The 26092-nt window shown below is 67.4% G+C and carries 26 protein-coding genes; 10 read left to right on the plus strand and 16 right to left on the minus strand.

What is annotated here, in order from left to right; translation table 11 throughout:
* Positions 1 to 2: 2 nt before the first annotated feature.
* Positions 3 to 464, minus strand: a complete 462-nt coding sequence (locus tag LE197_RS15435) for an HIT family protein (RefSeq protein WP_003163458.1) — start codon at positions 462 to 464, stop codon at positions 3 to 5.
* Positions 465 to 527: 63 nt separating this feature from the next.
* Entirely contained in the window at positions 528 to 1001 is a 474-nt protein-coding gene (locus tag LE197_RS15440) for a hypothetical protein (protein ID WP_003086834.1), read from the minus strand.
* Between the two features lie 148 nt (positions 1002 to 1149).
* Here LE197_RS15440 and LE197_RS15445 point away from each other — a divergent pair, with 148 nt between their 5' ends.
* On the plus strand, positions 1150 to 3201 hold the full coding sequence (locus LE197_RS15445) for a S9 family peptidase (RefSeq protein ID WP_003112365.1): 2052 nt from the start codon (positions 1150 to 1152) through the stop codon (positions 3199 to 3201).
* A 76-nt stretch (positions 3202 to 3277) separates the two neighbouring features.
* Complete coding sequence (lepB, locus tag LE197_RS15450; RefSeq protein WP_003112364.1) at positions 3278 to 3817, plus strand: signal peptidase I; 540 nt, start codon at positions 3278 to 3280, stop codon at positions 3815 to 3817.
* Between the two features lie 6 nt (positions 3818 to 3823).
* Here the strand turns inward: lepB and hxuC are convergent, their stop codons facing one another.
* The 5 genes from hxuC to LE197_RS15475 form a co-directional block, all read right to left on the minus strand.
* Positions 3824 to 6379, minus strand: coding sequence for a heme receptor HxuC (gene hxuC, locus LE197_RS15455; protein WP_003112363.1), 2556 nt, complete (start codon positions 6377 to 6379; stop codon positions 3824 to 3826).
* Between the two features lie 128 nt (positions 6380 to 6507).
* Positions 6508 to 7491 carry a FecR family protein gene (locus tag LE197_RS15460; protein ID WP_003082671.1) on the minus strand — a complete coding sequence of 328 codons (984 nt, stop codon included), beginning with the start codon at positions 7489 to 7491 and terminating at the stop codon, positions 6508 to 6510.
* Complete coding sequence (locus tag LE197_RS15465; RefSeq protein ID WP_003082669.1) at positions 7488 to 8015, minus strand: RNA polymerase sigma factor; 528 nt, start codon at positions 8013 to 8015, stop codon at positions 7488 to 7490. The genes LE197_RS15460 and LE197_RS15465 overlap by 4 nt, the downstream gene beginning before the upstream one ends.
* A gap of 148 nt (positions 8016 to 8163) precedes the next feature.
* Entirely contained in the window at positions 8164 to 8613 is a 450-nt protein-coding gene (locus LE197_RS15470) for a YcgN family cysteine cluster protein (RefSeq protein ID WP_003082662.1), read from the minus strand.
* A gap of 76 nt (positions 8614 to 8689) precedes the next feature.
* On the minus strand, positions 8690 to 8965 hold the full coding sequence (locus LE197_RS15475; protein WP_003082658.1) for a metal/formaldehyde-sensitive transcriptional repressor: 276 nt from the start codon (positions 8963 to 8965) through the stop codon (positions 8690 to 8692).
* Between the two features lie 67 nt (positions 8966 to 9032).
* Between LE197_RS15475 and aitP the strand changes: the two genes are divergently transcribed.
* Entirely contained in the window at positions 9033 to 10004 is a 972-nt protein-coding gene (aitP, locus tag LE197_RS15480) for a CDF family iron/cobalt efflux transporter AitP (RefSeq protein WP_003082653.1), read from the plus strand.
* A gap of 11 nt (positions 10005 to 10015) precedes the next feature.
* Here aitP and LE197_RS15485 read toward each other — a convergent pair whose 3' ends face one another.
* From LE197_RS15485 to rnd, 3 genes are all read right to left on the minus strand, one after another.
* Positions 10016 to 10948: a D-2-hydroxyacid dehydrogenase gene (locus LE197_RS15485; RefSeq protein ID WP_003082652.1), complete on the minus strand. Its 933-nt coding sequence runs from the start codon at positions 10946 to 10948 to the stop codon at positions 10016 to 10018.
* 254 nt (positions 10949 to 11202) lie between these two features.
* Complete coding sequence (locus LE197_RS15490) at positions 11203 to 11496, minus strand: YcgL domain-containing protein (protein ID WP_003082651.1); 294 nt, start codon at positions 11494 to 11496, stop codon at positions 11203 to 11205.
* Positions 11493 to 12617, minus strand: a complete 1125-nt coding sequence (gene rnd, locus LE197_RS15495) for a ribonuclease D (protein WP_003145300.1) — start codon at positions 12615 to 12617, stop codon at positions 11493 to 11495. The genes LE197_RS15490 and rnd overlap by 4 nt, the downstream gene beginning before the upstream one ends.
* A gap of 140 nt (positions 12618 to 12757) precedes the next feature.
* Between rnd and LE197_RS15500 the strand changes: the two genes are divergently transcribed.
* Complete coding sequence (locus tag LE197_RS15500) at positions 12758 to 13819, plus strand: SMP-30/gluconolactonase/LRE family protein (RefSeq protein ID WP_003082649.1); 1062 nt, start codon at positions 12758 to 12760, stop codon at positions 13817 to 13819.
* Between the two features lie 300 nt (positions 13820 to 14119).
* Positions 14120 to 14974 carry a sulfurtransferase gene (locus LE197_RS15505; RefSeq protein ID WP_003109274.1) on the plus strand — a complete coding sequence of 285 codons (855 nt, stop codon included), beginning with the start codon at positions 14120 to 14122 and terminating at the stop codon, positions 14972 to 14974.
* Positions 14975 to 14998: 24 nt separating this feature from the next.
* On the opposite strand, the gene LE197_RS15510 is transcribed toward LE197_RS15505, so the two are convergent.
* Complete coding sequence (locus tag LE197_RS15510; protein ID WP_003158261.1) at positions 14999 to 15838, minus strand: alpha/beta fold hydrolase; 840 nt, start codon at positions 15836 to 15838, stop codon at positions 14999 to 15001.
* Positions 15839 to 15949: 111 nt separating this feature from the next.
* Here LE197_RS15510 and LE197_RS15515 point away from each other — a divergent pair, with 111 nt between their 5' ends.
* The 3 genes from LE197_RS15515 to LE197_RS15525 all read left to right on the plus strand — a co-directional run bounded on the left by LE197_RS15515 (position 15950) and on the right by LE197_RS15525 (position 18724).
* Positions 15950 to 16543 carry a TetR family transcriptional regulator gene (locus LE197_RS15515; protein WP_023109039.1) on the plus strand — a complete coding sequence of 198 codons (594 nt, stop codon included), beginning with the start codon at positions 15950 to 15952 and terminating at the stop codon, positions 16541 to 16543.
* Positions 16544 to 16764: 221 nt separating this feature from the next.
* The gene (locus LE197_RS15520) at positions 16765 to 17244 is read left to right on the plus strand and encodes a hypothetical protein (RefSeq protein WP_003082640.1); all 480 of its coding nucleotides are present in this window, start codon (positions 16765 to 16767) and stop codon (positions 17242 to 17244) included.
* 205 nt (positions 17245 to 17449) lie between these two features.
* A complete protein-coding gene (locus LE197_RS15525) occupies positions 17450 to 18724 on the plus strand; it encodes an outer membrane protein transport protein (RefSeq protein WP_003082638.1) in 1275 nt (424 codons plus the stop codon).
* A gap of 58 nt (positions 18725 to 18782) precedes the next feature.
* On the opposite strand, the gene LE197_RS15530 is transcribed toward LE197_RS15525, so the two are convergent.
* The 3 genes from LE197_RS15530 to LE197_RS15540 form a co-directional block, all read right to left on the minus strand.
* Positions 18783 to 19337, minus strand: coding sequence for a glutathione peroxidase (locus LE197_RS15530; protein WP_003086801.1), 555 nt, complete (start codon positions 19335 to 19337; stop codon positions 18783 to 18785).
* A 164-nt stretch (positions 19338 to 19501) separates the two neighbouring features.
* Positions 19502 to 20701 carry an MFS transporter gene (locus tag LE197_RS15535; RefSeq protein WP_003449467.1) on the minus strand — a complete coding sequence of 400 codons (1200 nt, stop codon included), beginning with the start codon at positions 20699 to 20701 and terminating at the stop codon, positions 19502 to 19504.
* Positions 20702 to 20774: 73 nt separating this feature from the next.
* Positions 20775 to 21224, minus strand: a complete 450-nt coding sequence (locus tag LE197_RS15540) for a MarR family winged helix-turn-helix transcriptional regulator (protein ID WP_003123092.1) — start codon at positions 21222 to 21224, stop codon at positions 20775 to 20777.
* Between the two features lie 130 nt (positions 21225 to 21354).
* Between LE197_RS15540 and LE197_RS15545 the strand changes: the two genes are divergently transcribed.
* Complete coding sequence (locus LE197_RS15545; protein WP_003109278.1) at positions 21355 to 23175, plus strand: acyl-CoA dehydrogenase C-terminal domain-containing protein; 1821 nt, start codon at positions 21355 to 21357, stop codon at positions 23173 to 23175.
* A 32-nt stretch (positions 23176 to 23207) separates the two neighbouring features.
* Here the strand turns inward: LE197_RS15545 and LE197_RS15550 are convergent, their stop codons facing one another.
* A complete protein-coding gene (locus LE197_RS15550) occupies positions 23208 to 23768 on the minus strand; it encodes a TetR/AcrR family transcriptional regulator (RefSeq protein ID WP_023109041.1) in 561 nt (186 codons plus the stop codon).
* 118 nt (positions 23769 to 23886) lie between these two features.
* Between LE197_RS15550 and LE197_RS15555 the strand changes: the two genes are divergently transcribed.
* On the plus strand, positions 23887 to 25392 hold the full coding sequence (locus LE197_RS15555; protein ID WP_003109280.1) for an MFS transporter: 1506 nt from the start codon (positions 23887 to 23889) through the stop codon (positions 25390 to 25392).
* Here LE197_RS15555 and LE197_RS15560 read toward each other — a convergent pair.
* Entirely contained in the window at positions 25355 to 26092 is a 738-nt protein-coding gene (locus LE197_RS15560; protein ID WP_023085027.1) for an adenosylcobinamide-GDP ribazoletransferase, read from the minus strand. The genes LE197_RS15555 and LE197_RS15560 overlap by 38 nt on opposite strands.

The raw sequence follows: 26092 nt of genomic DNA on the forward strand, positions 1-26092 counted from the left end.
GCTCAAACCTCCCTGAGCAAGGCTGTACGTAGTAGTTCTCGTTCCCGCTGCAGACGCGCCTGCAGGCTCGCGCGACCGACCGGCAGGAAACGGGTCAGGGCGCGCCAGAGCAGTCGCGGCAGGTCGCCGCGACGCCGGGGAATCAGGTGCAGATGCAGGTGCGCCACGTGCTGGTCGGCCGCCACGCCATCGTTGAGCAACAGGTTGATGCCTTCCACGCCGAAACCGGCCCGGCGCAATGCGCGACCGATACGCTCGGCGAGCGCCAGGAGGGCGTCGCGGGCGGCGGCGGAAAGATCGCTCAGGTGCGGGGCGTGCTCGCGGGCTACGATCAGCACGTGCGCCGGTCGCAGCGGAAAGATGTCCAGCAGGACGATGAAATGCTCGTCCTCGAAGAGTCTGTGCGCCGGCTCGCGGCCACCCGCTATGGCGCAGAACACGCAATCCATGGGAAATCCCGACATAGGCCTCGCCTCATGCTGAACGCCTGCCGGGCGTAGCGCAAGAATGGATTTCGTCGCGAAAGGCTACAGGCGCGGCTCGATGCGCATGCGCCGGTCGCCGTGCTCGTCGGTGCGGGTGTCGACGTCCGGCATCAACTCGGGCTGCATCATCTGCCGCAGGGTCGGCTCGTCCTCGGCGTCCTGCGACGGATGCCGACGATTCTTCCAGGCCCGCTCCAGCGGCCAGCGGATGGCGGCGATCAGCAGGTACAGGCCGAAACCGAGCAGCGCCACCAGGGCCAGGTCAGAGACCGCGCGCCAGGCGTTGTTGCCGACCTTGAACACGACATCCAGCGCGGTGATGGCGATGGCCGGGGCGTAGAGGTCGTTCTGCGGGTCCACCGGAGTCGGCGTGAACAGCAGGATGAAGACGATCAGCCGCAGGGGTTCGCGCAGCCAGCGCCACATCCAGCCGGTCATCAGCCAGAACACCAGCATCAGGCCGAGTCCGGCGATGGCGTAGGCGCCCCAGGCGATCAGATAGTCTTGTTCATTCATGCGGCGTGCGTGGCGATAGCGGTGATGGGGGGCTTATGATAGCCGCTTTTGCATGCCGACGCGCCTACCCACCGATGGCGGGCGCCGCGCCGCCAGTTTTATTCAGATTTCCCGGCCTCGCGCATGGCCGGATCGACGAGGATTCCCGATGCCCCATCCGCAGCCCCCCATCGCCCGCCGCGACGCCGGAAGCGACCCCTACGCCTGGCTGGAGGAGCGCGACGCCCCGGAGGTGCTCGACTACCTGAAGGCCGAGAACGCCTACCTGGATAGCGAACTGGCCGACCAGGCCGGGTTGCGCGAGACCCTGTTCGAGGAGATCAGGGGACGCATCCGCGAGACCGACCTGTCGTTGCCCAGTCCGTGGGGTCCGTGGCTGTACTACCAGCGCACCACCGCCGGCGACGAATACCCGCGCCACTACCGCTGCCCGCGTCCGGCGGACGGCAGCCTGGCGGTCGACGAAGGCGCCGAGCAACTGTTGCTCGATCCCAACCAGTTGGCCGACGGCGGCTTCCTCTCCCTCGGCGCCTTCAGCATCAGCCCCGACCAGAGCCTGCTGGCCTACAGCCTGGACACCAGCGGCGACGAGATCTACCGCCTGTTCGTCAAGGACCTCGCCAGCGGCGCGGTGCAGGCCCTGCCCTTCGACGACTGCGACGGCAGCCTGACCTGGGCCAACGACAACCGCACGCTGTTCTTCGGTGAACTGGATGACACCCACCGCCCGCACAAGCTCTATCGCCACCGCCTGGGCGAGGCCGGCGCCGAGCTGGTGTTCGAGGAAGGCGACGGGCGCTTCTTCCTGCACTGCTACCGCTCCAGCTCGGAACGCCAGCTGATCCTCCTGCTCAACAGCAAGACCACCAGCGAGGCCTGGGTGCTCGACGCCGACCAGCCGCAGGGAACGTTCCGTTGCCTGGCGCCGCGCGAGGAAGGCCACGAGTACTACCCCGACCACGGTCGCCTCGACGGCCGGGGCCTGTGGCTGATCCGCAGCAACCAGGCGGGGATCAACTTCGCCCTCTACCAGGCCGAGGAGTCGCGGCCGACTCGCGAGCACTGGCAACTGCGCGTGGCCCACGACCCGCAGCGGACCCTGGAAGATGTCAGCCTGAACGCCGAGGCGGTGATCCTCGGCCTGCGCGACGGCGGCCTGCCGGTGATCGAGGTGCAACCGCAGGGCCTGCCGGCCTACCGCGTGCAGTTGCCGGACGCCGCCTACAGCCTCTACGTGCAGGACAGCCTGGAATTCGACAGCCCCTGCGTGCGACTGCGCTACGAGGCCCTGAATCGTCCGGCGCAGGTACGCCAGCTGAACCTCGCCGATGGCACGCAGACCGTCCTCAAGCAGACCCCGGTGGAAGGCCCATTCGACGCCGACGCCTACGCCAGCCGGCGCATCTGGGCCAGCAGCGGCGACGGCACGCAGGTGCCGGTCAGCCTGGTGGCGCGCAAGGAAGTCCTCGACGGCATCGCCGCCGGGCGCCCCGCGCCGCTCTATCTCTATGGCTACGGCGCCTACGGGCATAGCCTCGATCCCTGGTTCTCCCACGCCCGCCTGAGCCTGCTCGAACGCGGCTTCGTCTTCGCCATCGCCCATGTCCGTGGCGGCGGCGAACTGGGCGAAGCCTGGTACCGGGCCGGCAAGCTGGAACACAAGCAGAACAGCTTCGACGACTTCATCGCCTGCGCCGAGCACCTGCTCGCCGAGGGCTACTGCCGTCCCGAGGGCCTCGCCATCAGCGGCGGCAGCGCCGGCGGGCTGTTGATCGGCGCGGTGCTCAACCAGCGCCCGCAACTGTTCGGCGCGGCCATCGCCGAGGTGCCGTTCGTCGACGTGCTGAACAGCATGCTCAATCCGGACCTGCCGCTGACCGTCACCGAATACGATGAGTGGGGCAACCCGCAGGAGCCCGAGGTGCATGCGCGGATCGCCGCCTACGCGCCCTACGAGAACGTCAGGGCCCAGGACTACCCGCACCTGCTGGTGGTCGCCGGCTACAACGACAGCCGCGTGCAGTACTGGGAAGCCGCCAAGTGGGTGGCGAAACTGCGGGCGACCAGGACCGACGCCAACCTGCTGCTGCTCAAGACCGACCTCGGCGCCGGCCACGGCGGCATGAGCGGCCGCTACCAGGGGCTGAAGGACGTGGCGCTGGAATACGCCTTCCTGCTCAAGGTCCTCGGCCTGGTATGACCACCGCGGGGGCCGGCGACGCCGGCCTTCCGCCACGAAAAAGGGAACCTTCGTGAAACGACGCTTCTGGCCCGCCATGGGCCTGCTCGCCGCGATCATGCTGGCCGTCTACCTGGCGAATCCGTTCGGCACCGCCAGTCTCGACCCGCGCGCACGGCTCCTCGGCGTGGCGCTGTACAAGATCCCTTCGCGCTCGATGGAACCGACCTTGCAACAGGGCGACTTCATCCTCGCCAACGCCGCGCGCTACGCCTTCGCCGACCCGCAGGTCGGCGACCTGGTGGTGTTCCGCTTCCCGCCGCAGCGCAGCATCGCCTATGTGAAGCGCATCGCCGGGATACCCGGCGATCGCGTGCGGATCGATGGCGGCCGGCTCTACGTCAATGAGCGCCCGGTGACGGAGCCCTACCTGGCGCAACAGGCGCTGCGCCAGCCGGAATCCCTGCGCATGGCCGAGCGGACCGTCCCCGCCGGCCAATACTTCATGCTCGGCGACAACCGCGACAACTCCAACGACAGCCGCTACTGGGGCTACGTACCGCGCGCCGACCTGGTCGGCCGGGTGTTCGCCGTCTGGTATGCCGAGGACACCCGGCGCATCGGTTCGGTGCGCTGACGCCCCTCAGAAGAACTGGGTGACGCTGATCTTGGCGTTGCGTCCCTGGCTGTAGACCAGGTCGCCGCCCAGCGGCTGGCGATAGGAGCGGTTGAACAGGTTGTCCACGGTGAAGTCGATGCGGGTGTCCTTCAGGCCCAGCTTGGCCGGGACCCACTCGGCGAACAGCCGATGAGTGTCGTAGCTGTCGTTGGCCGCGTGATCCCAGTAGATATCGCCGGAACCGGTACCCATCCCGCCGCTGTAGCGATCGCTGGGCAGGCGGTCGGTCTTGCGCACGAACTCGCCCTGCCAGCCGAGCTTGGCATCCCATTCCGGAACCTTCAGGCCGAGCATGGCCACCCACTTCGGCGGCGGAATGTCGCGCGCCCACACGTTCGGTCCCCAGGGATTGCTGTAGGCCCCATCGTGCTTGCCGGTCATCCACGAGTAGGACAGGCTGCCGAACAGCCGCTGGCTGTCGTAGAAGCTCTCGATCTCGAAGCCCTTGATGGTCAGGCCCGGCAGGTTGCGGTAGTTGCTCAGCGGCAGCATGTCGCCGCAGCTACCACCGATACTGCCGTTGTCGATCGACTGCTGGCGGCAGCCGACGCTGCGAGTGCGGAATATCTCGTCCTTGATGCGGTTCTGGAACAACGTGGTGCGGATCTGCAGGCTGTCGCCGGCGACCAGCAGGTCCGGCAGGTTGATCACGCTGCCGCCACGGATCGCATGGATGCGCTCGGCGTCCAGGTCGCGGCTGCTGCCACCGATGGTCGAACTGTTCTGCACTTCGTACTGCTCGTCGATCACCGGCGCTCGCCAGGTCTCGGTGTAGTCGGCGAAGAACGCCAGGTTCGGCGTCGCGGTCCAGAACACCGACAGCCGCGGCGACCAGCCGGAGTAGGTCTGGGCGCGATAGTCATGGCCGAGCTTGGGATTGTCGTAGATCGGCGCCAGGTTGGCCTGGCCGTCGTTGCGCACGCTGTCGAAGCGCATCGATGGGGTGACGGTCAGGCTGCCGTAGGTGATCGCGTCCTGGATGTAGAAGCTCTGCGTGTCCTGCTTGCCGGCCGGCATGAATGCCGGTTGCAGCCAGCCGTAATTGTAGCGCGGGGTCTCGTAGGTCTTGCCCGGCATGTGCATGAGGATGTCGCGCTTGTGCTTGTGCAGCGCCGCGCCCAGGGTCAGCTCGTGCTGTAGCGCTCCGGTATCGAAACGGCTGGTGTTGCGCAGTTCCAGGACCTTGTCCTGGTACTCGGTACGCATCCGCTTGCCACCGGTGGCGAGCTGGTAGAAGGCGGTGTCCTCGCGACGGTCGAGTTGCTCGGTGCGGGCGTCGGAATAGCTCAGTTGCAGGTCGATCCAGGGGTTGTCCAGCGGATGGTAGTTGTACTTGCCGGTCCAGGTGGTGTCGGTGGTATCGCGGTGGGCCAGCAGGCGGGTCAGGCCCAGCTCGTAGCCGTAGCGGTCGATGGTCCACTGGCTCGGCGGGGTCGGGTAGCTGCTGGCGGAGAACGGCGTCCAGCGCGAGCTTTTCGAGCGCAGGTAGGTGAAACCCAGGTCGTGCTCCTCGGTGGGGTGCAGGTTGAGCTTGAACAGGCCGGTCTTCTCGTCCTGGGCGCTGTTGGGCAGGCGCTTGGGGTTGATCGGGTAGTCGGTGGGCGACAGCGGCAGGTTGTCGGCCAGCTTCATGTCGCGGCCGTCGCGACCGTTGAGATAGAGCAGGGCATCGACGCGGCGGTCTTCGCTGCGACCGAACACGGCGCCGGAGTAGATCTTCTGCTGGTCGTTGGAGTGATAGCCGTACTTGAGCATGGCGCCGACGTCGCGGCCTTCGCGCAGCAGGTCCGGCGCGTCCTTGGTCTCCATGTGCACGGTGCCGCCGAAGCCGCCATTGCCGGTGAACACCGAGTGCGGTCCCTTCTCCACCTCGATGCGCTTGATCATTTCCGGTTCGATGAACACGGTGCCCTGCTGGTAGCGCTCGAAGCCGCTCTTCTGCGCGCCGTCCAGGGTATAGGGCACGTCCTCGGCGTCGCCCAGGCCCCAGATGTTGGTGGTCTGTCCGCCCGGCTTGGGCGAGCCGCCCATGGTCACTCCGGGCAGGGTCTGCAGCAGGCTGGGGATGTTGTCCGCCTGCTGGCGTTCGATATCCCGCCGGGTCAGGGTCGAACGGCCGACGTTGCTGGCGTCCACTTCGCGACCGTTGCCGACGATGGTCTGCGCGTCCAGTTGCAGCGCGTTGTCGCTGTAGGCGTCGACCTGGCGCCGGCGCACCACGTAGCCGCCGCCCGCCTCCACCAGCTCCAGCTCGGAACCGACCAGCAACCGCTCCAGCGCCTCGCGCACCCCGTAGCTGCCGCTCAGCGCCGGAGCGCGCAGGCCCCGCAGGAGCGACTCGTCGAACAGCACCTGGACCTGCGCCTGCTGCGCCAGGCGCGACAGCGAGGCGGCCAGCGGCTGCGCCGGCAGGTCGAAGCGTCGTTCGGCAGCGCTGGCGCCGGCGGCCCACAACGCGGCGCCGAGCACGGCGGCGGAACACAGCGGGCGCCAGGCGGCGCGGGTGAAAGGCAAGGTCATGCTGGAACTCTCCCCAAGTGACTGCTGGATGTCGCCGGCAGCGGCGACGGACAGCAGAGAAGACGCAGCAGGGAGAAAAACCCACATATGCGAATGAAAAATATTTTCATTAATGCTGACGACGCGCCTCAGCGCGCCAGGATCAGCACCTCGCCACCAGCCTGCGGCTGCACCCGCACCGGCAATAGCGCCGGCAGGGCGAGGAGAAAATCGTCGGGGCGGGCGATCCGCACCGTACCGGAGACCCGCTTGCCGGCAAGCCGGGGATCTCCCAGGCGGATCGGCGCGGCGCGATAGCGCGACAGTTCCTCCACCAGTTCGCCCAGCGGCTTGTCGCGGAACACCAGTTGCCCATCGCGCCAACTGGCGACCTGCTCCGGCGCCACATGGCCGAGTTCCAGGCGCTGCTCGGCGAGGTCCAGGCGCGCGCTGTCGCCAGCCAGCAGCACATGTTCGGCATCCTTCTCCAGGGACGGCTGCAACGCCACGCGCCCCTGTTTCACCGCCACGGCGAGGGCCTGCGCGTTGCGCCGGACGCTGAACTGGGTACCGAGTACGGTGACCCGGCTGTCGCCGCTGCCGACCCGGAAAGGCCGGGCCGGATCGTGGCTGACCACGAAGAACACCTCGCCTTTCTTCAACAGCACGTCGCGGGTGCGCTCGGCGTAACGCACCTGCACCTGGGTATCGACGTCGAGGAACAGCTTCGATCCGTCCGCCAGGACCACCTCGCGCTGCTCGCCAGGTGCCGTGCCGTAGGCGAGGTTCGGTCCGAGCGACTGGTCGCGCCAGAACAGGGTGGCGACGAGCAGCGCGCAGAACACGAAGAACGCCGCCGCCAGCGCCCGGGGCAGGCGCCAGGCCGGCACCGGCTCGGGAATATCGTCCAGCGCCGGGCGCGGCAGGCCGTCGAATTCGCGCCAGAGCCGCTCCATGCCCTCGAGCGCTTCGCGATGGCGCGGATCGGCGCGTAGCCAATCCTCCAGCTCGGCCCGGCAGGCAGCGCTGAAATGCCCGGAACGACGCCGGCTGAACCAGTAGGCGGCGCGGTGATCGATGTCCTCTTCGGTTTCGTCTGCGAACAGCGGTTCCAGTCGTTCCAGCGGCTTCATCCTTCGCCTCCCTGGCCAAGCCGCCGCTTGCAGTGCAGCAAGGCGCTGGCGATGTGCTTTTCCACCATGCTCAGGGAGATTCCCATGCGCTCGGCCACTTCGACCTGGGACAGGCCGTCGAACTTGTGCAGGACGAACGCTTCGCGCCGCCGCGGCGGCAGCTCGGCCAGCGCGGCCGCCAGGTGGCTGAGACGCTGCTGCTGTTCGAAACGCTCGCCCGGCCCGGCCGCCTCGCCTTCCAGCGCGGCGGGTTCGTCGTTCGCCGCCGGCCGGTCGAGATCCTGGCCGCGGCTCTGCTGCCGGCGCCAATGGTCGCGCAACAGGTTGCGGGCGATCTGGAAAAGAAATGCGCGCGGCTGCTCGACCGATTGCCGGCCCGGCCATTTCAGCCACTGGGCGAAAGTATCCTGGGCGAGGTCGGCGGCGTCCGCCGAACTGCCCAGGTGCTTGCGCAGGAAGCGCAGCAACTCGCCATGGAACGCCTGATAGGCATGCGAGACGGAACCACGGAAGCGCTCATCCATCCGTGCATCCTCCGGCGGCGCCCCCCGCGCCGTTGACCCGCTGCAACACCTCGCCTCCCCGCTTCCGTCGGATACGGAAGTCCCTTGCAAATATGCGAATGATAATACATATCATTTCACAAGGTAAGGAAGTGCGACGGACGCGAGCTCAGCCGGCGCGGAAGATCAGGTAGTCCTCCCAGTCGTCCTCGGCCACCTGGGTCTCGCTGAGCATGCGCCCGGACTGGGAAATGCGTTCCTTGTGGACCCGCTCCGGGTCGCCGCAGACCAGGTGGTGCCAGAGCGGCAGGTCCTTGCCTTCGGCAACCAGGCGATAGCCGCAGGTCGGCGGCAACCACTGGAACTCGTCGGCCTGCGCCGGGGTGAGCTGGATACAGTCGGGGACGAAACGGATGCGCTCGGCGTAGTTGGTGCAGCGGCAGCTTTGCAGGTCGAGCAGCTTGCAGGCGATACGCGTGTAGTAGACGCTGCCGTCGTCCTCGTCCTCGAGCTTCTGCAGGCAGCACAGGCCGCAACCGTCGCACAGCGACTCCCACTCGTCCTGGTCGAGTTGGGCGAGGGTCTTGCGTTTCCAGAAGGGTTCGACTTTGGCGGCCATGGCATCGGGGGCTGGTGAAAAGGCGCGATAGTCTAGTCCCCCGCCCCCTCCAGGCCAAGCACCGGCCGGCACATGGCTACTTCAGGTAGGAACGCAGCGCGGTCACCACCAGTTCCAGGTCTTCGCGACGCTGCTCCGCGCTCGCCTGCTCGGCGCCGAGGTGTTCGCGGATGTGCCCCTCCAGCACTTCGTTCATCAGGCCGTTCACCGCACCGCGGATCGCCGCGATCTGTTGCAGCACCGCCGCGCATTCGCTGCCCTCTTCCAGCGCCTGCTCCAGCGCCCGGGTCTGCCCGGCGATGCGGCGCACCCGCGCCAGGAGCTTCTTCTTCCCATGGATGGTATGGGCCACCGCTCTCTCCTCAAGGTAATATACTGGGGTATAGTATATTTTCGACGTCTCGACAGGACAGTAGCAAATGCCCGGCACCCCGACTACCCAGCCCCTGCGCCATTCCCATCGGTTCGACCAGGGCAACCCGCTGGCCGAGCGCAACACGCGCTGGGCGGTATTGCTCACCGCCTGCATGATGGTCGCGGAAATCGCCGGCGGCTGGCTGTTCAACTCCATGGCCCTGCTCGCCGACGGCTGGCACATGAGCTCCCATGCCCTGGCCCTGGGTCTTGCGGTACTCGCCTACGGCGCCGCGCGGCGCTATGCCAACGACCCGCGCTTCAGCTTCGGTACGTGGAAGATCGAGGTGCTCGGCAGCTACACCAGCGCCCTGCTGCTTCTGCTGGTGGCCGGGCTGATGCTCTACCAATCGGTCGAACGCCTGCTCGACCCCAGCCCGATCCACTACCAGCAGGCGATGCTGGTCGCCGCGCTCGGCCTGCTGGTCAATCTCGCCTGCGCCTGGCTGCTGCGCGACGGCCATGCCCACCACGGGCACGGCCACTCGCACCACCACCACCACCACCACCACCACCACCACGACCATCATGCCCACCGGCACGATCTGAATCTGCGCGCCGCCTACCTGCACGTGCTGGCGGATGCCGCCACCTCGCTGCTGGCGATCGTCGCGCTGGCCGGCGGCCTGCTGTGGAACGCGGCCTGGCTGGACCCGCTGATGGGTATCGTCGGCGCGGTACTGGTCAGTGTCTGGGCATGCGGCCTGATCCGGCAGAGCAGCCGGGTATTGCTGGATGCGCAGATGGACGCGCCGGTGGCTGCGGAAATCCGCGCGGCGATCGCCAGCAGCCCGCTGCCGGCGGAACTGCTCGACCTGCACCTGTGGCAGGTCGGCCAGGGCAAGTACGCCTGCCTGCTGAGTCTGCTGACCACCGAGGAAGGCAGCGCCGACTATTTCAAGCGCCGCCTGGCCGAGCATGAGGAACTGGTGCACATCACCGTCGAGGTGAACCCGCTGCTCCCGCTCGCCGCCTGAGGGAACGCGGCTCAGTAGCCGCGAGCGAAGTCCACCTCGCCGCGCATGGCGGTACCCGCCCAGAAGCGCGCGAGGTTGTCGCGGAACAGTTCGACCATCGCCCCCGGCAGGGTCGGCGCGGCGGTGTGCCCGGTCAGCAAGAGGCGCGGGGTATGCCAGAACAGGTGGTTGGCCGGCAGCGGCTCTTCGCGGCAGACGTCGATCACCGCGCCGGCCAGTTGGTTGTTCTCCAGTGCCGCCACCAGGTCGGCGTCCACCACCGCGACACCACGCCCGGCATTGATAAACAGCGCCGTGGGCTTGAGCCGGGCGAACAGCGCACGGTCGTAGATGTCGTGGGTATCGGGGGTGTCGGGCAGCAGGTTGATCAGGTAGTCGGCCGTCTCCACCAGGCGACCGAGGTCGTCGAGCGACCCCATGCGGTTGAACGGCACCAGCGAACGCGGATTCTTCGCCACCCCGGTCAGGTCCATGCCGAAGCCGGACAGGGTATGCGCCACCGCCTGGCCGATCTCCCCGGTGCCCACGATCACCACCTGCCGGCCACGCAACCCGCCAGGCGTGCGGCTATCCCATTGCGAACCGACCTGGCTGGCCAGGCGACCGAGGAACTGGCGCTCGTGGGCGAGCATGTAGGTCAGCAGGTATTCGCTCATCACCTGGCCGAAGATGCCTACCGCGCGTGTCAGGCTGTAGTCCTTCGGCAGGTCGGCGGCCAGCAGCGGCGTGATGCCCGCCCAGGTCGACTGCACCCAGACCGGATGCACGCCCTGTCGCAGCATCTGCGCCACCAGGTCGGGCTGGCCGAGCCAGATCGAGCACTCGCTGGCGGCGTCGATGAGCTGCAGGGGATCGTCCCCCGCCACCACCTTCAGGCTGGGGTCGGCCGCCATCAGCAGCGCGGCATAGAGAGCGTGGTCACGTTCGAGAATCAGCAAGCGCATGGGTCACACTGCCAAGCCGGACAAGGGCTGGCGATCAGGCCGGAGAATATTGTTCTTTCATGCATCACGGCTCCTGGAGGGAAGCCCTCGAGAGCAGCAGGTTTGGCGCTGGTAGACCACGGTCGCTGCCAGGGGTTCCGCTATCGTGCGACATCTTGCGGACATCATGCACCGAAGGCGCAGCCTTGCACAGAGCGGGTTTCACGTCGTGAAAGTGGCGCCGGGAAGCCGGCGCCAGCGGGGTACGGCTCGCGTCAGAGCGGGTCGTTCATGCGCAGCAACTCTTCCGGGAGATGCTCGATGTACTCTTCTTCGCCCGGCGGCATCTGCAAGTGGAAGCCCTGCTTCTCGATGTTCTCCAGGACCTTAGCGACATCCTCGCGGGCCAGTTGGCGCTCGGGGGTGAGCAGCAGGTCGAAGACATGTTGCGGCGCGCCGAACGGCACCAGCAGGGCCTCGGGTACGCGGCTCAACGCCTCGCGCTTGTCGACGTAGAGGTACATCTCGTTCTTGCGCGGGCTCTTGTAGACGGAACAGATTCGTTTCATGCGCTCTCCAGGGCGTCCAGCAGGGCCTGGCCCATGCGTTCGCGGCGCCAGCCGCGGAGGGAATCGGGCAGTTCGTAGGGACCGTCGGGATAGCCGCTCTTGAGCAGTGCCTCGAGGATCTTCTTGCGCAGCATCAGCTCAGGCGCCATGCCCAGGGTCTCCGCTTCGCGCTGGCCGATGGCGCGCAGGCTCTTGAGCAGCGGGGTGACCTCCGGCGGCAGCGGCTCGGGCAGCGCCTCGGGCCATTCGCTCTGCGGCAGGCGCGAAGCCTGGGCGATCAGTTCGATGAGGAAGTCGCCGTCCTGGCGCACGGTGCGCGGATGCATGTCTTCGATCGCCGCCAGGTCGGTCTTGTTCTTCGGCAGCAGGCGCGCCAGCGGCCACAGGGTACGTTCGCGCAGCACGTGGTTGCGCGGCCGGTTGCGCAGGCGTGCCTGCTCCTCGCGCCAGGCGCAGAGTTCGCGGAGCACCGCCAGTTGCTGCGGACGCAGCCGCCAACCCAGCTTGACCTCGCGGTAGGCCTCGCGCGGATCACTCTCGCGGCAGAGGTTGGCGACCAGTTCGGCGCCGTCCTCCAGCAGCCAGGCGCGTTTCTCCTCGCTCAGCCGCGCATCCAGGGCCAGGTAGACCTGGGCGAGGTGCTGGACGTCGTCGGCGGCGTAGCGCATCTGCATCTCGGTGAGCGGCCGTTGCAACCAGTCGGAACGGGTCTCGTCCTTGGGCAGGTCGATGTCCAGCACCTCCTTCACCAGCTTCGAGTAGCCCATCGAATGGGCCATGCCGAGATAGGCGGCGGCCAACTGCGTATCGAACAGCGGCACCGGCAGGCTGCCGGTGAGGCGCAGGAACACCTCGAGGTCTTCGCTGCAGGCATGCAGCACCTTCACCACCCGCTCGTCTTCGAGCAGCTCGGCGAAGGGGCTCCAGTCCTGGATCAGCAGCGGATCGATCAGCCACTCCTGCCGGCCATCGCCCACCTGCACCAGACCGGCCGCGGGATAGAAGGTATCGACGCGCATGAACTCGGTATCGAGCGCGAGGTACGGCTGTGTGCGCCATTCCCGGCATTGCTGCGCCAGGCTGGCATCATCGCGGATCCACTGGATTTCGGGCGCGGTCACGAACATCTCCTTGGTCAAGTGCGGCGCATTATATAGAGCCTGGCGCCATGCGAGCATTCCGCTCGGCACCGCGCTTGCCGATGAGCGTAGCGAATGTCCATACTCCGCCCTTTGTCCGACAATCCGAACAAGGGAACTGCATGAAGAAGCTCAGCGGAATAATCGTCCTCCTGCTGGCTGGCGCGGCTCTTTACCTGGCCCTGAAGACCAGCCCGATCGACCCGCTCGCCTGGGATGCTCCGGCCGCTCCGCAGATGACCGGGGTCCTCGAACCCAACGACACCCTGATGAAGGCCGAGCTGCTTGGCCAGGGCCAGTTGCACGGCCCCGAGGACACCGCCGTGGACAGCCAGGGCCGCGTCTATGCCGGTCTCGCCGACGGCCGCGTGGTACGCCTGGACGCCAGCGGCAAGGTCGAGACCTTCGTCGACACCGGCGGCCGCCCGCTGGGCATGGACTTCGATGCCGCCGGCAACCTGATCCTCGCCGACGCCTGGAAAGGCCTGCTTCGCATCGATCCGCAGGGCAAGGTGGAAACCCTCGCCACCGAGGCCGACGGCGTCCCCTTCGCCTTCACCGACGACCTCGACATCGCCAGCGACGGCCGCATCTACTTCAGCGACGCTTCCAGCAAGTTCCACCAGCCCGACTACATCCTCGACCTGCTCGAGGCCCGACCGCACGGCCGCCTGCTGCGCTACGACCCGTCCACCGGCAAGACCGAGGTGCTGCTCAAGGACCTGTACTTCGCCAATGGCGTGGCACTCTCGGCAAACGAGGACTTCGTACTGGTCAACGAGACCTACCGCTATCGCATCACCCGCTACTGGCTGAAAGGTGAGAAGGCTGGCCAGCACGAGGTGTTCATCGACAACCTGCCGGGCTTGCCGGACAACCTCCAGGGCGACCGCAAGGGTACCTTCTGGGTGGCCCTGCCGACCCCGCGCAAGGCCGACGCCGACTTCCTCCACCGGCATCCCTGGCTGAAGGCGCAGCTGGCCAAGCTGCCGCGCATGTTCCTGCCCAAGCCGACCGCCTACGGGCTGGTCATCGCCATCGACGAACAGGGCAGGATCGTCCGCAGCCTGCACGACACCAGCGGCCACCACCTGCGCATGATCACCTCGGCGAAGCCGGTGGGCGACCAGCTCTACTTCGGCAGCCTGGAAAACGACCGGATCGGCCGCCTGGCGATCCCCTGAAAAGGCCGAGGCGAAAAAAAGCCCGGCGCAAGCGTCGGGCCAAGCCAATCGGACAAGCGTCCCGAGGGATAGAACACAGGAGCGGGTATCTCGGAACGAGCCGATTCTGCATGTCTGGACAAATCCCCCGCTGCCGGGCGAGGCTGATGACCGAGTAGGAATCTTCCTCGCCTGGAGCCAGCCCTTTCCTTTCGCCATTTCTCCGCCTCGCCGCGCGACGCCGGGATGACGCGACGCGGTCCAAGGGGCATGATCCACCCATTCGCCACCGGCTTTGCTTCCCGACCCAAGGAGTCCGCGATGTCGTCCGCCCAACTGCTGACCGCGCAACAACTGGCCGCCCGCCTCAGCGAACCCGACCTGCTGGTCCTCGACTGCCGTTTCGCCCTCGAAGACCCGTCCTACGGTGCCCGCGTCTATCAGGAGAACCACATTCCCGGCGCGCATTTCGCCGACCTCGAACGGGATCTTTCCGCTCCCGTGCGCAAGGGCGTGACCGGTCGCCATCCGCTGCCGGATCCCGCCGAGCTAGCGCTCAAGCTACAAGCCTGGGGCCTGCGCCAGGATAGCCAGGTGGTGCTCTACGACGACGGCCCCGGCGCATTCGCCGCCCGCGCCTGGTGGCTGTTGCATTGGCTGGGCAAGCGCGATGGGGTCTACCTCCTCGATGGCGGCCTGGCGGCCTGGAAGGCTGCGGGACTGGCACTGACCAATGGCGAAAGCAGCCTTCGACCCGGCGATTTCCAGGGCCAGCCCGATGCCTCGCTGCTGATCGACGCCGCCACCCTCCAGGCCCAACTGGGCCAACCCGGACTGGCGCTGCTCGATGCTCGCGCGCAGCCGCGCTTCCGTGGCGAAGTCGAGCCCATAGATCCGGTCGCCGGGCACATTCCCGGTGCCCAGTGCGCCGCCTTCACCGACAACCTTGGCAGCGACGGCCGCTTCCTTCCGCCGGAACAATTGCACCAGCGGTTCTCCGCCCTGTTGCGCGGTCGCCCGGTGGACGAGCTGGTCGCCTACTGCGGCTCCGGCGTCACCGCCTGCCACAACCTGTTCGCCCTGAGCCTCGCCGGCTTCCCGCTTCCGCGCCTCTACGCCGGCTCGTGGAGCGAGTGGATCACCGACCCGCGCCGCCCGGTCGCCACCGGCGACTGACGACGCCATACGCTCGGACGCGGCTTACGCCGCGTCGGGCAGCTTCCTGAAGTAGTCGAGCAACTCCTTCTGCAACGCCTCGTTGCGGAACAGCCCGAAATGCCCGACTGCCCCCTCGGCCCGTCCCTTGCGACGCAACTCCAGGTGCGCCGCGGCATAGACCTGGTGAAGCTTTTCCGCCGCAGCCCACGGCACGTAGTCGTCGTCCTCGAACAGGAAGCTGGCGACGGGGATGTCCAGCGCCTCGTAACCCTGCCGCTGCAATCCGAAGCGCGGTGCCAGGAGGTAGTCCGGCTGCCGCACCCAGCGCGCCCAGTCGCGCATGAAATGACTCGGCATATCCAGGCTGCCGAGGCCGAAGAAACGACTGGGAAAGCGTCGGAGCAGTCCGGTCAGTAGCGGCACCGCCACGCAGAACAGGCCGAACATCTGCCAGCGTTGCCTGCCTCGCCAGCGCCTCCAGTACGGAAACGAACCGGCGACGAACGCGGCGCCGCTCAATCCGCTGGCCTGACCAGCCAGACCGAGCAACTGCGCGCCGATGCTGTGGCCGACGAAATAGCGCGGTAGCTCCGGCGCGCGCGCTCGGCACCAGGCCAGCGCCGCATCGATGTCCTCGCGTCCCCAGTCGGCCAGGCGATAGCTAGCCACGGCAGGGTCGTCGCCTTCGCTGCCGCGGTAGCTGAACAACAGCACCTCATAGCCGGAAGCCACGGCCAGGACGGCGAAGCGCTGGTAGAAGGCGCGCCTGACGCCGAGCGCGCAGGCCACCACGATGCTCCCCTGCGCATCGCCGACGGCCGGGAAGTGGTCGCCGGCCAGGCGCACACCGTCACGGCAGGCGATCTCCACTGCGGTACTCATTCGCTCCCTCCTTTGCCGTGCGGGTTCGAGCAGCCGGGACGGACGCAATGCTCGACGGATCGCCAGGCGTGCTAGCATGAACATACCGACGGTATGTAAGAAGGCAGCAGTATGAATGTCAAGAGCAGGCAGCAGGAAAATGCCGAGGCGACCCGCGAGGCGCTGCTGGAAAGCGCCCTCTCCGCCTTCATCGAACATGGCTATGGCGGCGTCTCCATCGACGCCATCGCCCGCGAGGCGCGCGTGACCAAGGGCGCGTTCTACCACCACTTCGGCAGCAAGCAGGAACTGCTCGCCGAATGCTACGAACGCCAGGTACGGACGATCGCCGAGGACCTGGACAGGGTGCCGGCGCATGTCGACAAGTGGGCGGAGGCCGCCGCACTGGCCGAGGCCTTCATCGACAGCGTGATGGCGCGCGGCAAGCGGCAACTGTCGCTGCAGGAGGTGATCACGGTCGTCGGCTGGGAGCGATGGAAACGCATCGACTCGCGCCACACGCTGCGCTACGTCGGGCGCCTGGTGGACGAACTGGCGGCCAGTGGCGAACTCAAGGACTACCGCCGGGAAACCCTGGTCGGCCAGCTCTACGGCTTCCTTACCCAGGCCACGATGAGTCTTCGCGATGCACGCAGCAAGCGGCAAGCGGCCAATGAAGTGAAAGCCATCATCCGCGACTTCCTCTACAGCCTGCGCAGGGGCTGAGAATGCCGCCCAGCACAAGCGAAGCAAGGACGCGCCGGTTTAATTTCCAGCGGGCATATCAGCTGTTCTCTAAAGCTGGAAACAATTTAAAAACAGTCCTTTACAGCTGACTTGTTTCACTACACTTCAAATCAAGCGGCTAAGTCCGCTATCGGCGGGGCCATCGGAATAGAAGCTGCCAAACTGCCCGGCCCCGCCGATCCACCTTGCGCGAGGCCGTCATGGGTATTTCCGCCAACGATCTTTGCCAGCACGTGATACGCCCGACCCTGGACTACCTGTCCTGCCACAGCCCCGCCGCCGAAGCGCTGCTGCTGGGCGCGGCGGCCTGCCAGTCGGCGCTGGGGAGCGCCCTCGACGACCGCCGTGGCCACGGCCTGTACCGGATCGCCAGCGAACGCCACCAGCAGCTCTGGGACCAGTACCTGGCGCTGGACCCGGAGCGCGCCAGCCGGGTCCGCGGCCTGGCCAGCCAGCATGCCTTCCTCGCCGCGCCGCACCTGGAACTGACGGTGAACCTGCGCTACAGCACGGCCATCGCCTGGTCGCTGGTGGAAGCCGCGCGACTGCCACTGCCCGACCAGCACGACCACCTCGCCCAGGCTCGCGTGTGGCGCCAGGTATTCCAGCCGCACGGTCGCCTGCACGAGTTCATCGACGCCTGGCAACGCTGCATCGGCAGCCTCAGCCAGGTCGCCTGACGGCGAATGGAAAAATCCCGCGTCCGAAACAGACCAACCGGTCAGAAAATTTTTTACATACAGACACGAACGGTTGCGCTACCTTCGCTTCACTGGCACCGGAGCCAACCGCTCTGTTCCGCACCCTGCGGAACTTCGGAACACTGGCGCCGGTCTGGGAATCTTGGTAGTTTGCGCGCCGTTATACACAGGAGTTGCTCCAACAATGAAAACAATATGGTTTAAAACCTCTCTCGCACTGACCATTAGCGCTGTCTCCACCTACACCCTCGCCAACGGCATCGCCATCAACGAACAGAGCGCCAGCGGCGCCGGCACCGCCTACGCCGGCCGCGCCTCGTCCGCGCTCGATGCCAGCACCATCTACGGCAACCCGGCCGGCCTGTCCAAGCTGAAACGCACCGAAGTCAGCGGCGGTCTGGCCATCGTCAAGGCCAAGGACGACATCAGCCAGGCCCACAGCACCGCCCAGGGCAGCAACAAGGGCGACTCGGTACCGCTGGCCGCCGTACCGTTCGGCTACTTCTCCACGCCGATCAACGAAGATTTCACTTTCGGCCTGGGCATCTACGTGCCCTACGGCATCATCAACGATTACGAAAACGGCTTCATGGGCAGCTCCCACGGCTCCTATAGCAAGGTGCAGGTGATCACCGTGCAGCCGACCATCGCCTGGAAGATCAACGACAAGGTTTCCGTCGGCTTCGGTCCGACCTTCAACCGCATCGACGGCCAGTTGAAGAACACCCTGGCCACCAATGGCCTGCTCGGCAGCAACGGCGATACCAAGATCAACATCAAGGGCGACGACACCGCCATCGGCTACAACGTCGGCGTGATGGTCGACCTGACCGACGACACCACCTGGGGCCTGACCTACCACTCCAAGGTCAAGTACCACCTGGGCGGCAACACCGAAGTGAAGAACGCTCCGGGTGCCCTGGGCCTGAACGGCAAGTACGATGCCAAGCTGGACATCACCCTGCCGGAATCGGTGGATACCTCCATCACCCACAAGTTCGACGACAAGTGGACGGGCTACCTGGGCGCCGTCTGGACCCGCTGGAGCCGCCTGGAGAAGATCGAGGTGCGCAACAGCGGCGTACCGGCGCTCGGCCAGGCCCTGGGCTTCAACACCATCGGCGAAGACCTGAACTGGCGCGACACCTGGTCCTTCTCGGTAGGTACCTCCTACCAGGCCACCCCGGAGTGGGTGCTGCGCACCGGCTTTGCCTACGAGCCGTCGCCGACCTCCAACGAGGACCGCAACGTGCGCATCCCGGTGGGCGACCGCAAGGTCTTCACCGTCGGTGCCGGCTGGTCGCCGAACCAGGACCTGACCGTCGACGTGGCCTACGCCTACCTGTGGGAAACCACCGCCGGCGTCAACCAGGAAGGCAGCGCCCTGCAGCCGGCCTACAGCGCCAAGTACGACAACAGCGCGCATGGCCTGACCGCCCAGGTCACCTATCGTTTCTGATCACACGCGCCAACGAAGAAGCCGGGCAATGCCCGGCTTTTTCATGCCTGGCCGACCCTCAGGGCTGGCTGGCGATGGCCTTCTCGATGGCGGCCTGGAGCTGCGGATCGTCCGGGGTGGTCTTGCTGGAGAACTGCGCGACCACCCTGCCCTGGCGATCCACCACGTACTTGTAGAAATTCCAGCGCGGCGCCTGGCCGCTCTGCTCGGCCAACTGGCGGAACAGCGGGATCGCCTCGTCGCCGCGCACGTGCTGCGGCTGGGTCATGGCGAAGGTCACGCCGTAGTTGCCATAGCAGATCTTCGCGGTCTCGGCGGTATCCGCGGCTTCCTGCTTGAAGTCGTCGGAGGGTACCCCGAGCACTTCCAGGCCCTGCCCCTTGTAGCGCTGGTAGAGCGCCTCGAGCCCCTTGAACTGCGGGGTGAAGCCACAGTGGCTGGCAGTGTTGACCACCACCAGCGGCTTGCCGGCGTAACGCTGGCAAAGATCGATGCTTTCCTTGGAACGCAGCTTGGTCAACTGGCCCTGCAACAGTTCCGGGCAATCGGCGGCCCAGCCGCTCAGCGGCAGCCCGGCGAGCGCCAGGGCGGACAACAGCACGCGAGGTTTCATGGAATGGCTCCTTGGCGACGAATGTCCCAGCTTACCCTTCCCCGCGCCTATCGCCACCTATCAGCATGCGCCCATGCCCAGTTCCAGCAGCGCCAGTCCGCCACGCTGCCAGCCCCACCAGGCGAGTCCCAGCAGCGCCCCGGCGGCGAGCAGCCAGGCCAGCTTCACGCCGCGCCTCCGGCCACCTGCAGGCGCGCCACCGGACGCTCGCGCACCGGCCAGTTGAGCAGCGCCGCGAGCAGGCTTAGCAGGATCGACAACTGCCAGACCAGGTCGTAGCTGCCGGTGCGGTCGTAGACCACCCCGCCCAGCCAGCCGCCGAGGAAGGCGCCCAACTGGTGGAAGAGGAACACGATGCCGCCGAGCATCGACAGGTTGCGCACGCCGAACAGGGTCGCCACGGTGCCGTTGGTCAGGGGCACCGTGGACAGCCACAGCAGCCCCATGGCCACGCCGAAGGCGTAGGCGCTGTAGACGCTCAGAGGCAGCCAGAGGAACAGCACGATCACTACCCCGCGCACCAGGTACAGCGCGGTCAGCAGGCGCGGCTTCGACCAGCGCCCGCCGAGCCAGCCGGCGATGTAGGTGCCGAACACGTTGAACAGCCCGACCAGCGCCAGCACCGTGGTGCCGACCTGCGCCGGCAGGTGCTGGTCGACCAGGTAGGCCGGCAGGTGTACGCCGATGAACACCACCTGGAAGCCGCAGACGAAGAAGCCCAGCGCCAGCAGCCAGAACCCGGAATGCGCGCAGGCCTCGCGCAGCGCTTCGCCGAGGCTCTGTTCATGGCCCTGCGGCGGCAACGGGCGATCCTTCATCAGCCCGGCCAGCGGCACGATCAGCGCCACCAGCAGGCCCAGGGCGAGCAGGGCCGAGGACCAGCCCAGCCAGCCGATCAGGCCGAGGGTACCGGGCAGCATGGCGAACTGGCCGAAGGAGCCGGCCGCGCTGGAGATACCCATCGCCATGCTGCGCTGCTCCGCCGGCACTGCGCGGCCGACGGCGCCGAGGATCACCGAGAACGAGGTGCCGGAAAGGCCCAGGCCGATCAGCAGGCCGGCGCTCAGCGACAGCCCGGTGGCCGACTGCGAGAGTCCCATCAGGACCAGGCCGAGGGCGTACAGCAGGCCCCCCACCAGCACCGCCCGCGCCGCGCCGTAGCGGTCGGCGAGCGCCCCGGTGAACGGCTGGGCCAGGCCCCAGACCAGGTTCTGCAAGGCGATGGCGAAGGCGAAGACTTCGCGGCCCCAGCCGAAGTCGGCGCTCATCGGCGCGAGGAACAGGCCGAAGCCATGTCGCACGCCGAGGGACAGGGCAAGGATCAGGGCTCCGGACAGCAGGATCCAGAAGGCGGCACGCGGCATGGGTCGCTCCATCTACGGGTATATACCCGCTTTATCGTGAACGAAGCGCCTCGGCGAGAGGCTTCGTCGGTTGTCAGTCCAGTCGCTCCAGTTCCGCCAGCAACGCCGCCAAGGCGCCGCTGCGCTCCTCGCCAAGGCGCCCGGCGAGACGCCGCTGCGCATCTTCCCAGGCCGGCGTTCCGCGCTCCAGGGCATCCAGCCCGGCAGGCGTCAGCTCGACCAGGCGGTTGCGCTGGTCCTCGCCACCGGTCAGGCGCAGCAGGCCGTCGCCTTCCAGCACCCGCAGGTTGCGACCGAGGGTGCTGCGGTCGAGTCCCATGGCTTCGGCGAGTTCGGAAATGCTCGGCCGGTCCAGGCGCCGCAGGTGCCGCAGCAGGGAAAACTGCGCCACCTTGAGGCCGGTATCGGCCAGCGCCTCGTCGTAGAAGCGGGAAACGCTGCGGGCGGCGCGACGCAGTTTGGTACAGAGGCATTGGGTCGGTAGCATGGATGCGTGTATATACCCGTACTTCTCGACGGTCAAGCGGATTGTCCGAACTGCCAACGCCGTCTGTTGCCCCTGCCAAGGCCGGACGCCGGGCGCTGGCCTATAACTCGCGCTGTCAGCGGCGACCGGGAGCACCCGGCGCCCTCCATCCATCGCCGAGGTAGCCATGCCCGTTTACAAAGCCCCGCTGCGCGACACGCGCTTCCTGCTCAACGAAGTCTTCGATTTCCCCGAGCATTACCGCAACCTGGTCAACGGAGCCGAAGCCACGCCGGACATGGTCGATGCGATCCTCGGCGAATGCGCGAAGCTCTGCGAGGAAGTGATCGCCCCGCTCTACCACAGCGGCGACGAGGAAGGCTGCCACCTGGAGAACGGCGAAGTACGGACGCCGAAGGGCTACAAGGAAGCCTACGAGGCCTACGTCGCCGGCGGCTGGCAGGGCCTCTCGCACCCGGTGGAGTACGGTGGCCAGGGCCTGCCGATGAGCCTCGGCGCGCTCAAGCAGGAGATGATGGGCACCGCCAACTGGCCGTTCTCCATGTATCCCGGCCTCTCCCTCGGCGCGATGAACACCCTGATGCAGCACGGCACCGAGGAACAGAAGCAGACCTACCTGGTTCCGCTCACCGAGGGCCGCTGGGGCGGCACCATGTGCCTCACCGAGCCGCAGTGCGGCACCGATCTCGGCCAGGTGAAGACCCGCGCCGAGGCCAACCCCGACGGTAGCTACGCCATCAGCGGGACGAAGATATTCATCTCTTCCGGCGAACACGACCTGACCGAGAACATCGTCCACATCGTCCTCGCCCGCCTGCCGGACGCACCGAAGGGCACCCGCGGCATTTCCCTGTTCATCGTGCCCAAGTTCCTTCCCGGCGAAGGCGGCGCGCTCGGCCCGCGCAACGGCGTGAGTTGCGGCGCGCTGGAGAAGAAGATGGGGATCAAGGCCTCGGCCACCTGCGTGATGAACTTCGACGGCGCCACCGGCTTCCTCATCGGACCGCCGAACAAGGGCCTGGAATGCATGTTCACCTTCATGAACAGCGCCCGCATCGGCACCGCCATCCAGGGCGTGGCCACCGCCGAGCTGGCCTACCAGGGCGCCCTCGCCTACGCCCGCGAACGCCGCTCCATGCGCGCGCTCTCCGGGACCAAGGAACCCGACCAGGTCGCCGACAGCCTGATGCACCACGGTGACGTGCGGCGCATGCTGCTGACCCAGAAAGCCATCGCCGAAGGCGGCCGGGCGCTGGTCTACCTGGCCACCCAGTACGCCGACCGGATGATCCAGGGCATCCTCAGCAACGACGACGCCGAGTACGAACGCTGGGACGACAAGCTCGGCTTCCTCACGCCGATCCTCAAGGGCTGCCTGACCGAACTCGGCCTGGAAAGCGCCAACCTCGGCATGCAGGTGTTCGGCGGCCACGGCTATATCCGCGAACACGGCATGGAGCAGATCGTCCGCGACGCGCGGATCGCCACCCTCTACGAAGGCACCACCGGCATCCAGGCCCTCGACCTGCTCGGCCGCAAGGTCCTGCTGATGACCCAGGGCAAGGCCGTGCGCGACTTCACCAGGGGCGTGGCCCGGTTCGCCGTCGACCTGCTGAAGAACGAGCCGCGCATGCGCGGCCGCGCCCTGGTGCTGCTCAAGCTCTGCGCCCAATGGAACCTGCTGACCCTGCGCATTGCCCTCACCGCGCGCAAGCAACGCGATCTGGTGAGCACCGCCAGCCACGACTATCTGATGTTCTCCGGCTACGCCACGCTGGCCTATTCCTGGGCCCTCCAGGAAGCCGCTGCGCGCCGGCGACTGCGCCAGGGCGGCAGCGAGTCGGCGGACTTCTACAAGGCCAAGATCGCCACCAGCGAGTTCTACTTCGCCCGCCTGCTTCCGCGCGCCAAGGGCCACGCGGCGGCAATGGCGAAGCCGACGGGTTCGATCATGGACCTGAAGAGCGAGCACTTCGCCTTCGACTGAGGCGACCACCCGCAGCGCGCGCCAGCGGAGCCTCAGTCTCCGCTGGCGCCAGCCGGGTTCAGCAACAACGCACGAACGTCGTCGAGCATCGAGTCCCACTCCTCCTGGCCAATGTCCATCAGGCGGAAGTAGCGCAACATGAAAGCGCCCTCCACCGCCAGGAACGCCAGGCGCGCACGGCGCCCCTCAGGTGCGGACAGGTCCAGGCCTTCCAACCGGCTGCGATACCACTGGTTGCTGCCCTCCAGATGCTCGGGCGTCTGGATCAGCGCCGCCATCAGCGCCGCCGCCTTGCTGCTGGACAGCTCGTCCGAACGCTGGGTCGCCTCGGCATGTGCGCGAACCCGCGTCAGTGGCGTCGGCTGCTTCCCTGCCACCGCTTCGAACAGGCTGTCGTAGGCCTTGCCCCAGCGCTCGAAGATCGCGTCGATCAGCGCGTCCTTGGTACCGAAGCAGTACTGCACGCCGCCCTTGGTGATGCCCATTTCCTTCGCCACCGCATCGATGGTCAGGCCGGCCGCGCCCTCGCGGGCGATCACCGCCTCGGCGGCATCGAGCAACTGGTCGCGGTCGATCGTTCGTCGGCGTCCCATGGTTACCTCTTGAGTTTAAATCCGTACGTATGTATTTATATTTTCACGCGTCCGCCCGTGGCGCGCAATTCCCGTTATCCACGGCGAGCGATGAACCATTCGCCACAGAGGTTATCCCATGTTCCGGCAGAACCGCTGGCTGGTCCTGGCCATCGTCTCCAGCGCCCTGTTCCTCATCATCATCGACATGACCGTGCTCTACACGGCCCTGCCGCGCCTGACCCACGACCTCGGCGCGACGGCCGCGGAGAAACTCTGGATCGTCAACGCCTATCCGCTGGTGGTCGCCGGCCTGCTGCCCGGCGCCGGCTTGCTCAGCGACCGCCTTGGCCACAAGCGGCTGTTCCTCGCCGGCCTGCCGCTGTTCGGCCTGGCCTCGCTGTGCGCCGCCTTCGCCCCCAGCGCCGCGGCGCTGATCGCCGCCCGCGCCGGGTTGGCGGTGGGCGCGGCACTGATGATGCCGGCGACCCTGTCGATCGTCCGCCATGTCTTCCAGGACGAACGCGAACGCGCCCTGGCCATCGGCATCTGGGCCTCCGTCGCCTCTGCCGGCGCGGCGCTGGGGCCGGTGGTCGGCGGCGTGCTGCTGGAGTTCTTCTGGTGGGGCTCGGTGTTCCTCATCAACGTCCCGGTGGTGGTCGTCGCTTTGTTGCTGGCGCTGCCGGCCATCCCGGCCTGCGGCGGCCAGTCGCGGCGCCCATGGGACGCCCTCGGCTCGCTGCAGGTGATGTTCGGCCTGGTCGGGGTGGTGTATGCGATCAAGGAACTCAGCACACGCGCCCCGGACTTCGGGCTGGCCGTCCTCGCCGCGCTCGGCGGCATGCTCTGCCTGTACCTGTTCGTCCGCCGCCAGCGCCGCGCCCGCGAACCGATGATCGACTTCGCGCTGTTCCGCAACCGGCGCTTCGCCCGCGGCGTCGCGGTGGCCCTGGTGGCGACCATGGCGCTGGTCGGCATGGAACTGGTGTTCAGCCAGCACCTGCAACTGGTGCAGGGCCTGACGCCGCTGAAGGCCGGCCTGTTCGTCCTGCCGATCCCGCTGGCCTCGCTGGTGGTCGGGCCGCTGGCCGGCTGGCTGGTGCCGCGCTGGGGCGAGAACCGGGTGATGTGCGCCTCCCTGCTGCTCGGCAGCGCCGGATTGCTCGGCCTGGCCCTGTCCTACCAGTCCGCCACCGGAGCGCAACTGGCCAGCCTGGTGCTGCTCGGCGTCGGCTTCGGCGGCGCGATGACCGCCGCCTCCACCGCGGTGATGCTCAACGTGGACGAACAGAGTTCCGGAATGGCGGCCGCCATCGAAGACGTATCCTACGAACTGGGCGGGGTGATCGGCGTGACCCTGCTCGGCAGCCTGATGAGTTTCGTCTACGGGATGTCGCTGAGGCTGCCCTCGGCCGAGCTGCCGGCGCGGGTCCGCGACAGCCTCGACGACGCCCTGTTGGTCGCCGAGGGCCTGGCGCCGGAGGTCGCGTCGCGGCTCGTCGAGCTTGCCCGGCAGGCTTTCGACCAGGCCTTCGTCGCCGTGCTACTGGCCGCCGCCGCGCTGCTCTTCCTCAGCGCCATGGCGGTCCTGCGCCAGCCGCGTCCGGCTACAGAGCCAGCGCCACCAGCACCGCACACTCGGTAAGTTCGACCAGCGCGCCGGCGGTGTCCCCGGTGGTGCCGCCGAGGCGCGCGAGGAAACGGCTGCGCAGCCAGGCGAAGAGCATCAGCGTCACCAGCAACGCCAGCAGGCCGGCCAGGCCGAACGCCAGGGCCAGGCCGAAACTCCCCCCCAGCACCCACGGCAGGCTGCGCCCCGGCAGGTGCTCGGCGATGGCCTGGCCGAGGCCGCCGGGGCGCGCGTAGGGCGTGGTCAGGAACAGCAGCGGCAGGCTGCTGCGCGCCAGCCACGGGGCCAGCGGCAACAACCCGGCCTCGCCCTGGCCGAGCAGCGCCGCCAGGGCGGAGAACTTCAACAACAGGACCAGTACCAGGACAACCACCGCCACCGGGCCGCTGCGCGGGTCCTTCATGATCGCCAGGGTCCGCTCGCGGTCGCCCAGCCCGCCGACCCAGGCGTCCGCCATGTCGGCCAGGCCGTCCAGGTGCAGCGCGCCGCTCAGCGCCACCCACAGGCTCAGCAGCAAGGCTGCCTGCAACAGCGGCGGCGTACCGTCGAGCGACCGCGCCGCGGCGTACAGCACGACGCCGATCAGCACCCCGACCAGTGGATAGCAGAGCACCGCGCGGCCGAACTGTTCCGGCGTCGGCATCGCCGACAGGCGCACCGGCAGGCGGGTGAGGAACTGCAAGGCGACCAGCAGTGAGCGCAAGGCTTCGCGCAT

Origin of the sequence: Pseudomonas sp. PS1(2021) (assembly GCF_020405165.1) — a bacterium.
GTDB lineage: Bacteria > Pseudomonadota > Gammaproteobacteria > Pseudomonadales > Pseudomonadaceae > Pseudomonas > Pseudomonas aeruginosa.

Excerpts from the sequence above, each read along its gene's own strand:
- LE197_RS15435 (WP_003163458.1), bottom strand. The coding sequence starts at position 464 with ATGTCGGGATTTCCCATGGATTGCGTGTTCTGCGCCATAGCGGGTGGC.
- LE197_RS15440 (WP_003086834.1), bottom strand. The coding sequence starts at position 1,001 with ATGAATGAACAAGACTATCTGATCGCCTGGGGCGCCTACGCCATCGCC.
- LE197_RS15445 (WP_003112365.1), top strand. The coding sequence starts at position 1,150 with ATGCCCCATCCGCAGCCCCCCATCGCCCGCCGCGACGCCGGAAGCGAC.
- lepB (WP_003112364.1), top strand. The coding sequence starts at position 3,278 with ATGGGCCTGCTCGCCGCGATCATGCTGGCCGTCTACCTGGCGAATCCG.
- hxuC (WP_003112363.1), bottom strand. The coding sequence starts at position 6,379 with ATGACCTTGCCTTTCACCCGCGCCGCCTGGCGCCCGCTGTGTTCCGCC.
- LE197_RS15460 (WP_003082671.1), bottom strand. The coding sequence starts at position 7,491 with ATGAAGCCGCTGGAACGACTGGAACCGCTGTTCGCAGACGAAACCGAA.
- LE197_RS15465 (WP_003082669.1), bottom strand. The coding sequence starts at position 8,015 with ATGGATGAGCGCTTCCGTGGTTCCGTCTCGCATGCCTATCAGGCGTTC.
- LE197_RS15470 (WP_003082662.1), bottom strand. The coding sequence starts at position 8,613 with ATGGCCGCCAAAGTCGAACCCTTCTGGAAACGCAAGACCCTCGCCCAA.
- aitP (WP_003082653.1), top strand. The coding sequence starts at position 9,033 with ATGCCCGGCACCCCGACTACCCAGCCCCTGCGCCATTCCCATCGGTTC.
- LE197_RS15485 (WP_003082652.1), bottom strand. The coding sequence starts at position 10,948 with ATGCGCTTGCTGATTCTCGAACGTGACCACGCTCTCTATGCCGCGCTG.
- LE197_RS15490 (WP_003082651.1), bottom strand. The coding sequence starts at position 11,496 with ATGAAACGAATCTGTTCCGTCTACAAGAGCCCGCGCAAGAACGAGATG.
- LE197_RS15500 (WP_003082649.1), top strand. The coding sequence starts at position 12,758 with ATGAAGAAGCTCAGCGGAATAATCGTCCTCCTGCTGGCTGGCGCGGCT.
- LE197_RS15505 (WP_003109274.1), top strand. The coding sequence starts at position 14,120 with ATGTCGTCCGCCCAACTGCTGACCGCGCAACAACTGGCCGCCCGCCTC.
- LE197_RS15510 (WP_003158261.1), bottom strand. The coding sequence starts at position 15,838 with ATGAGTACCGCAGTGGAGATCGCCTGCCGTGACGGTGTGCGCCTGGCC.
- LE197_RS15515 (WP_023109039.1), top strand. The coding sequence starts at position 15,950 with ATGAATGTCAAGAGCAGGCAGCAGGAAAATGCCGAGGCGACCCGCGAG.
- LE197_RS15520 (WP_003082640.1), top strand. The coding sequence starts at position 16,765 with ATGGGTATTTCCGCCAACGATCTTTGCCAGCACGTGATACGCCCGACC.
- LE197_RS15525 (WP_003082638.1), top strand. The coding sequence starts at position 17,450 with ATGAAAACAATATGGTTTAAAACCTCTCTCGCACTGACCATTAGCGCT.
- LE197_RS15530 (WP_003086801.1), bottom strand. The coding sequence starts at position 19,337 with ATGAAACCTCGCGTGCTGTTGTCCGCCCTGGCGCTCGCCGGGCTGCCG.
- LE197_RS15535 (WP_003449467.1), bottom strand. The coding sequence starts at position 20,701 with ATGCCGCGTGCCGCCTTCTGGATCCTGCTGTCCGGAGCCCTGATCCTT.
- LE197_RS15545 (WP_003109278.1), top strand. The coding sequence starts at position 21,355 with ATGCCCGTTTACAAAGCCCCGCTGCGCGACACGCGCTTCCTGCTCAAC.
- LE197_RS15550 (WP_023109041.1), bottom strand. The coding sequence starts at position 23,768 with ATGGGACGCCGACGAACGATCGACCGCGACCAGTTGCTCGATGCCGCC.
- LE197_RS15555 (WP_003109280.1), top strand. The coding sequence starts at position 23,887 with ATGTTCCGGCAGAACCGCTGGCTGGTCCTGGCCATCGTCTCCAGCGCC.
- LE197_RS15560 (WP_023085027.1), bottom strand. The coding sequence starts at position 26,092 with ATGCGCGAAGCCTTGCGCTCACTGCTGGTCGCCTTGCAGTTCCTCACC.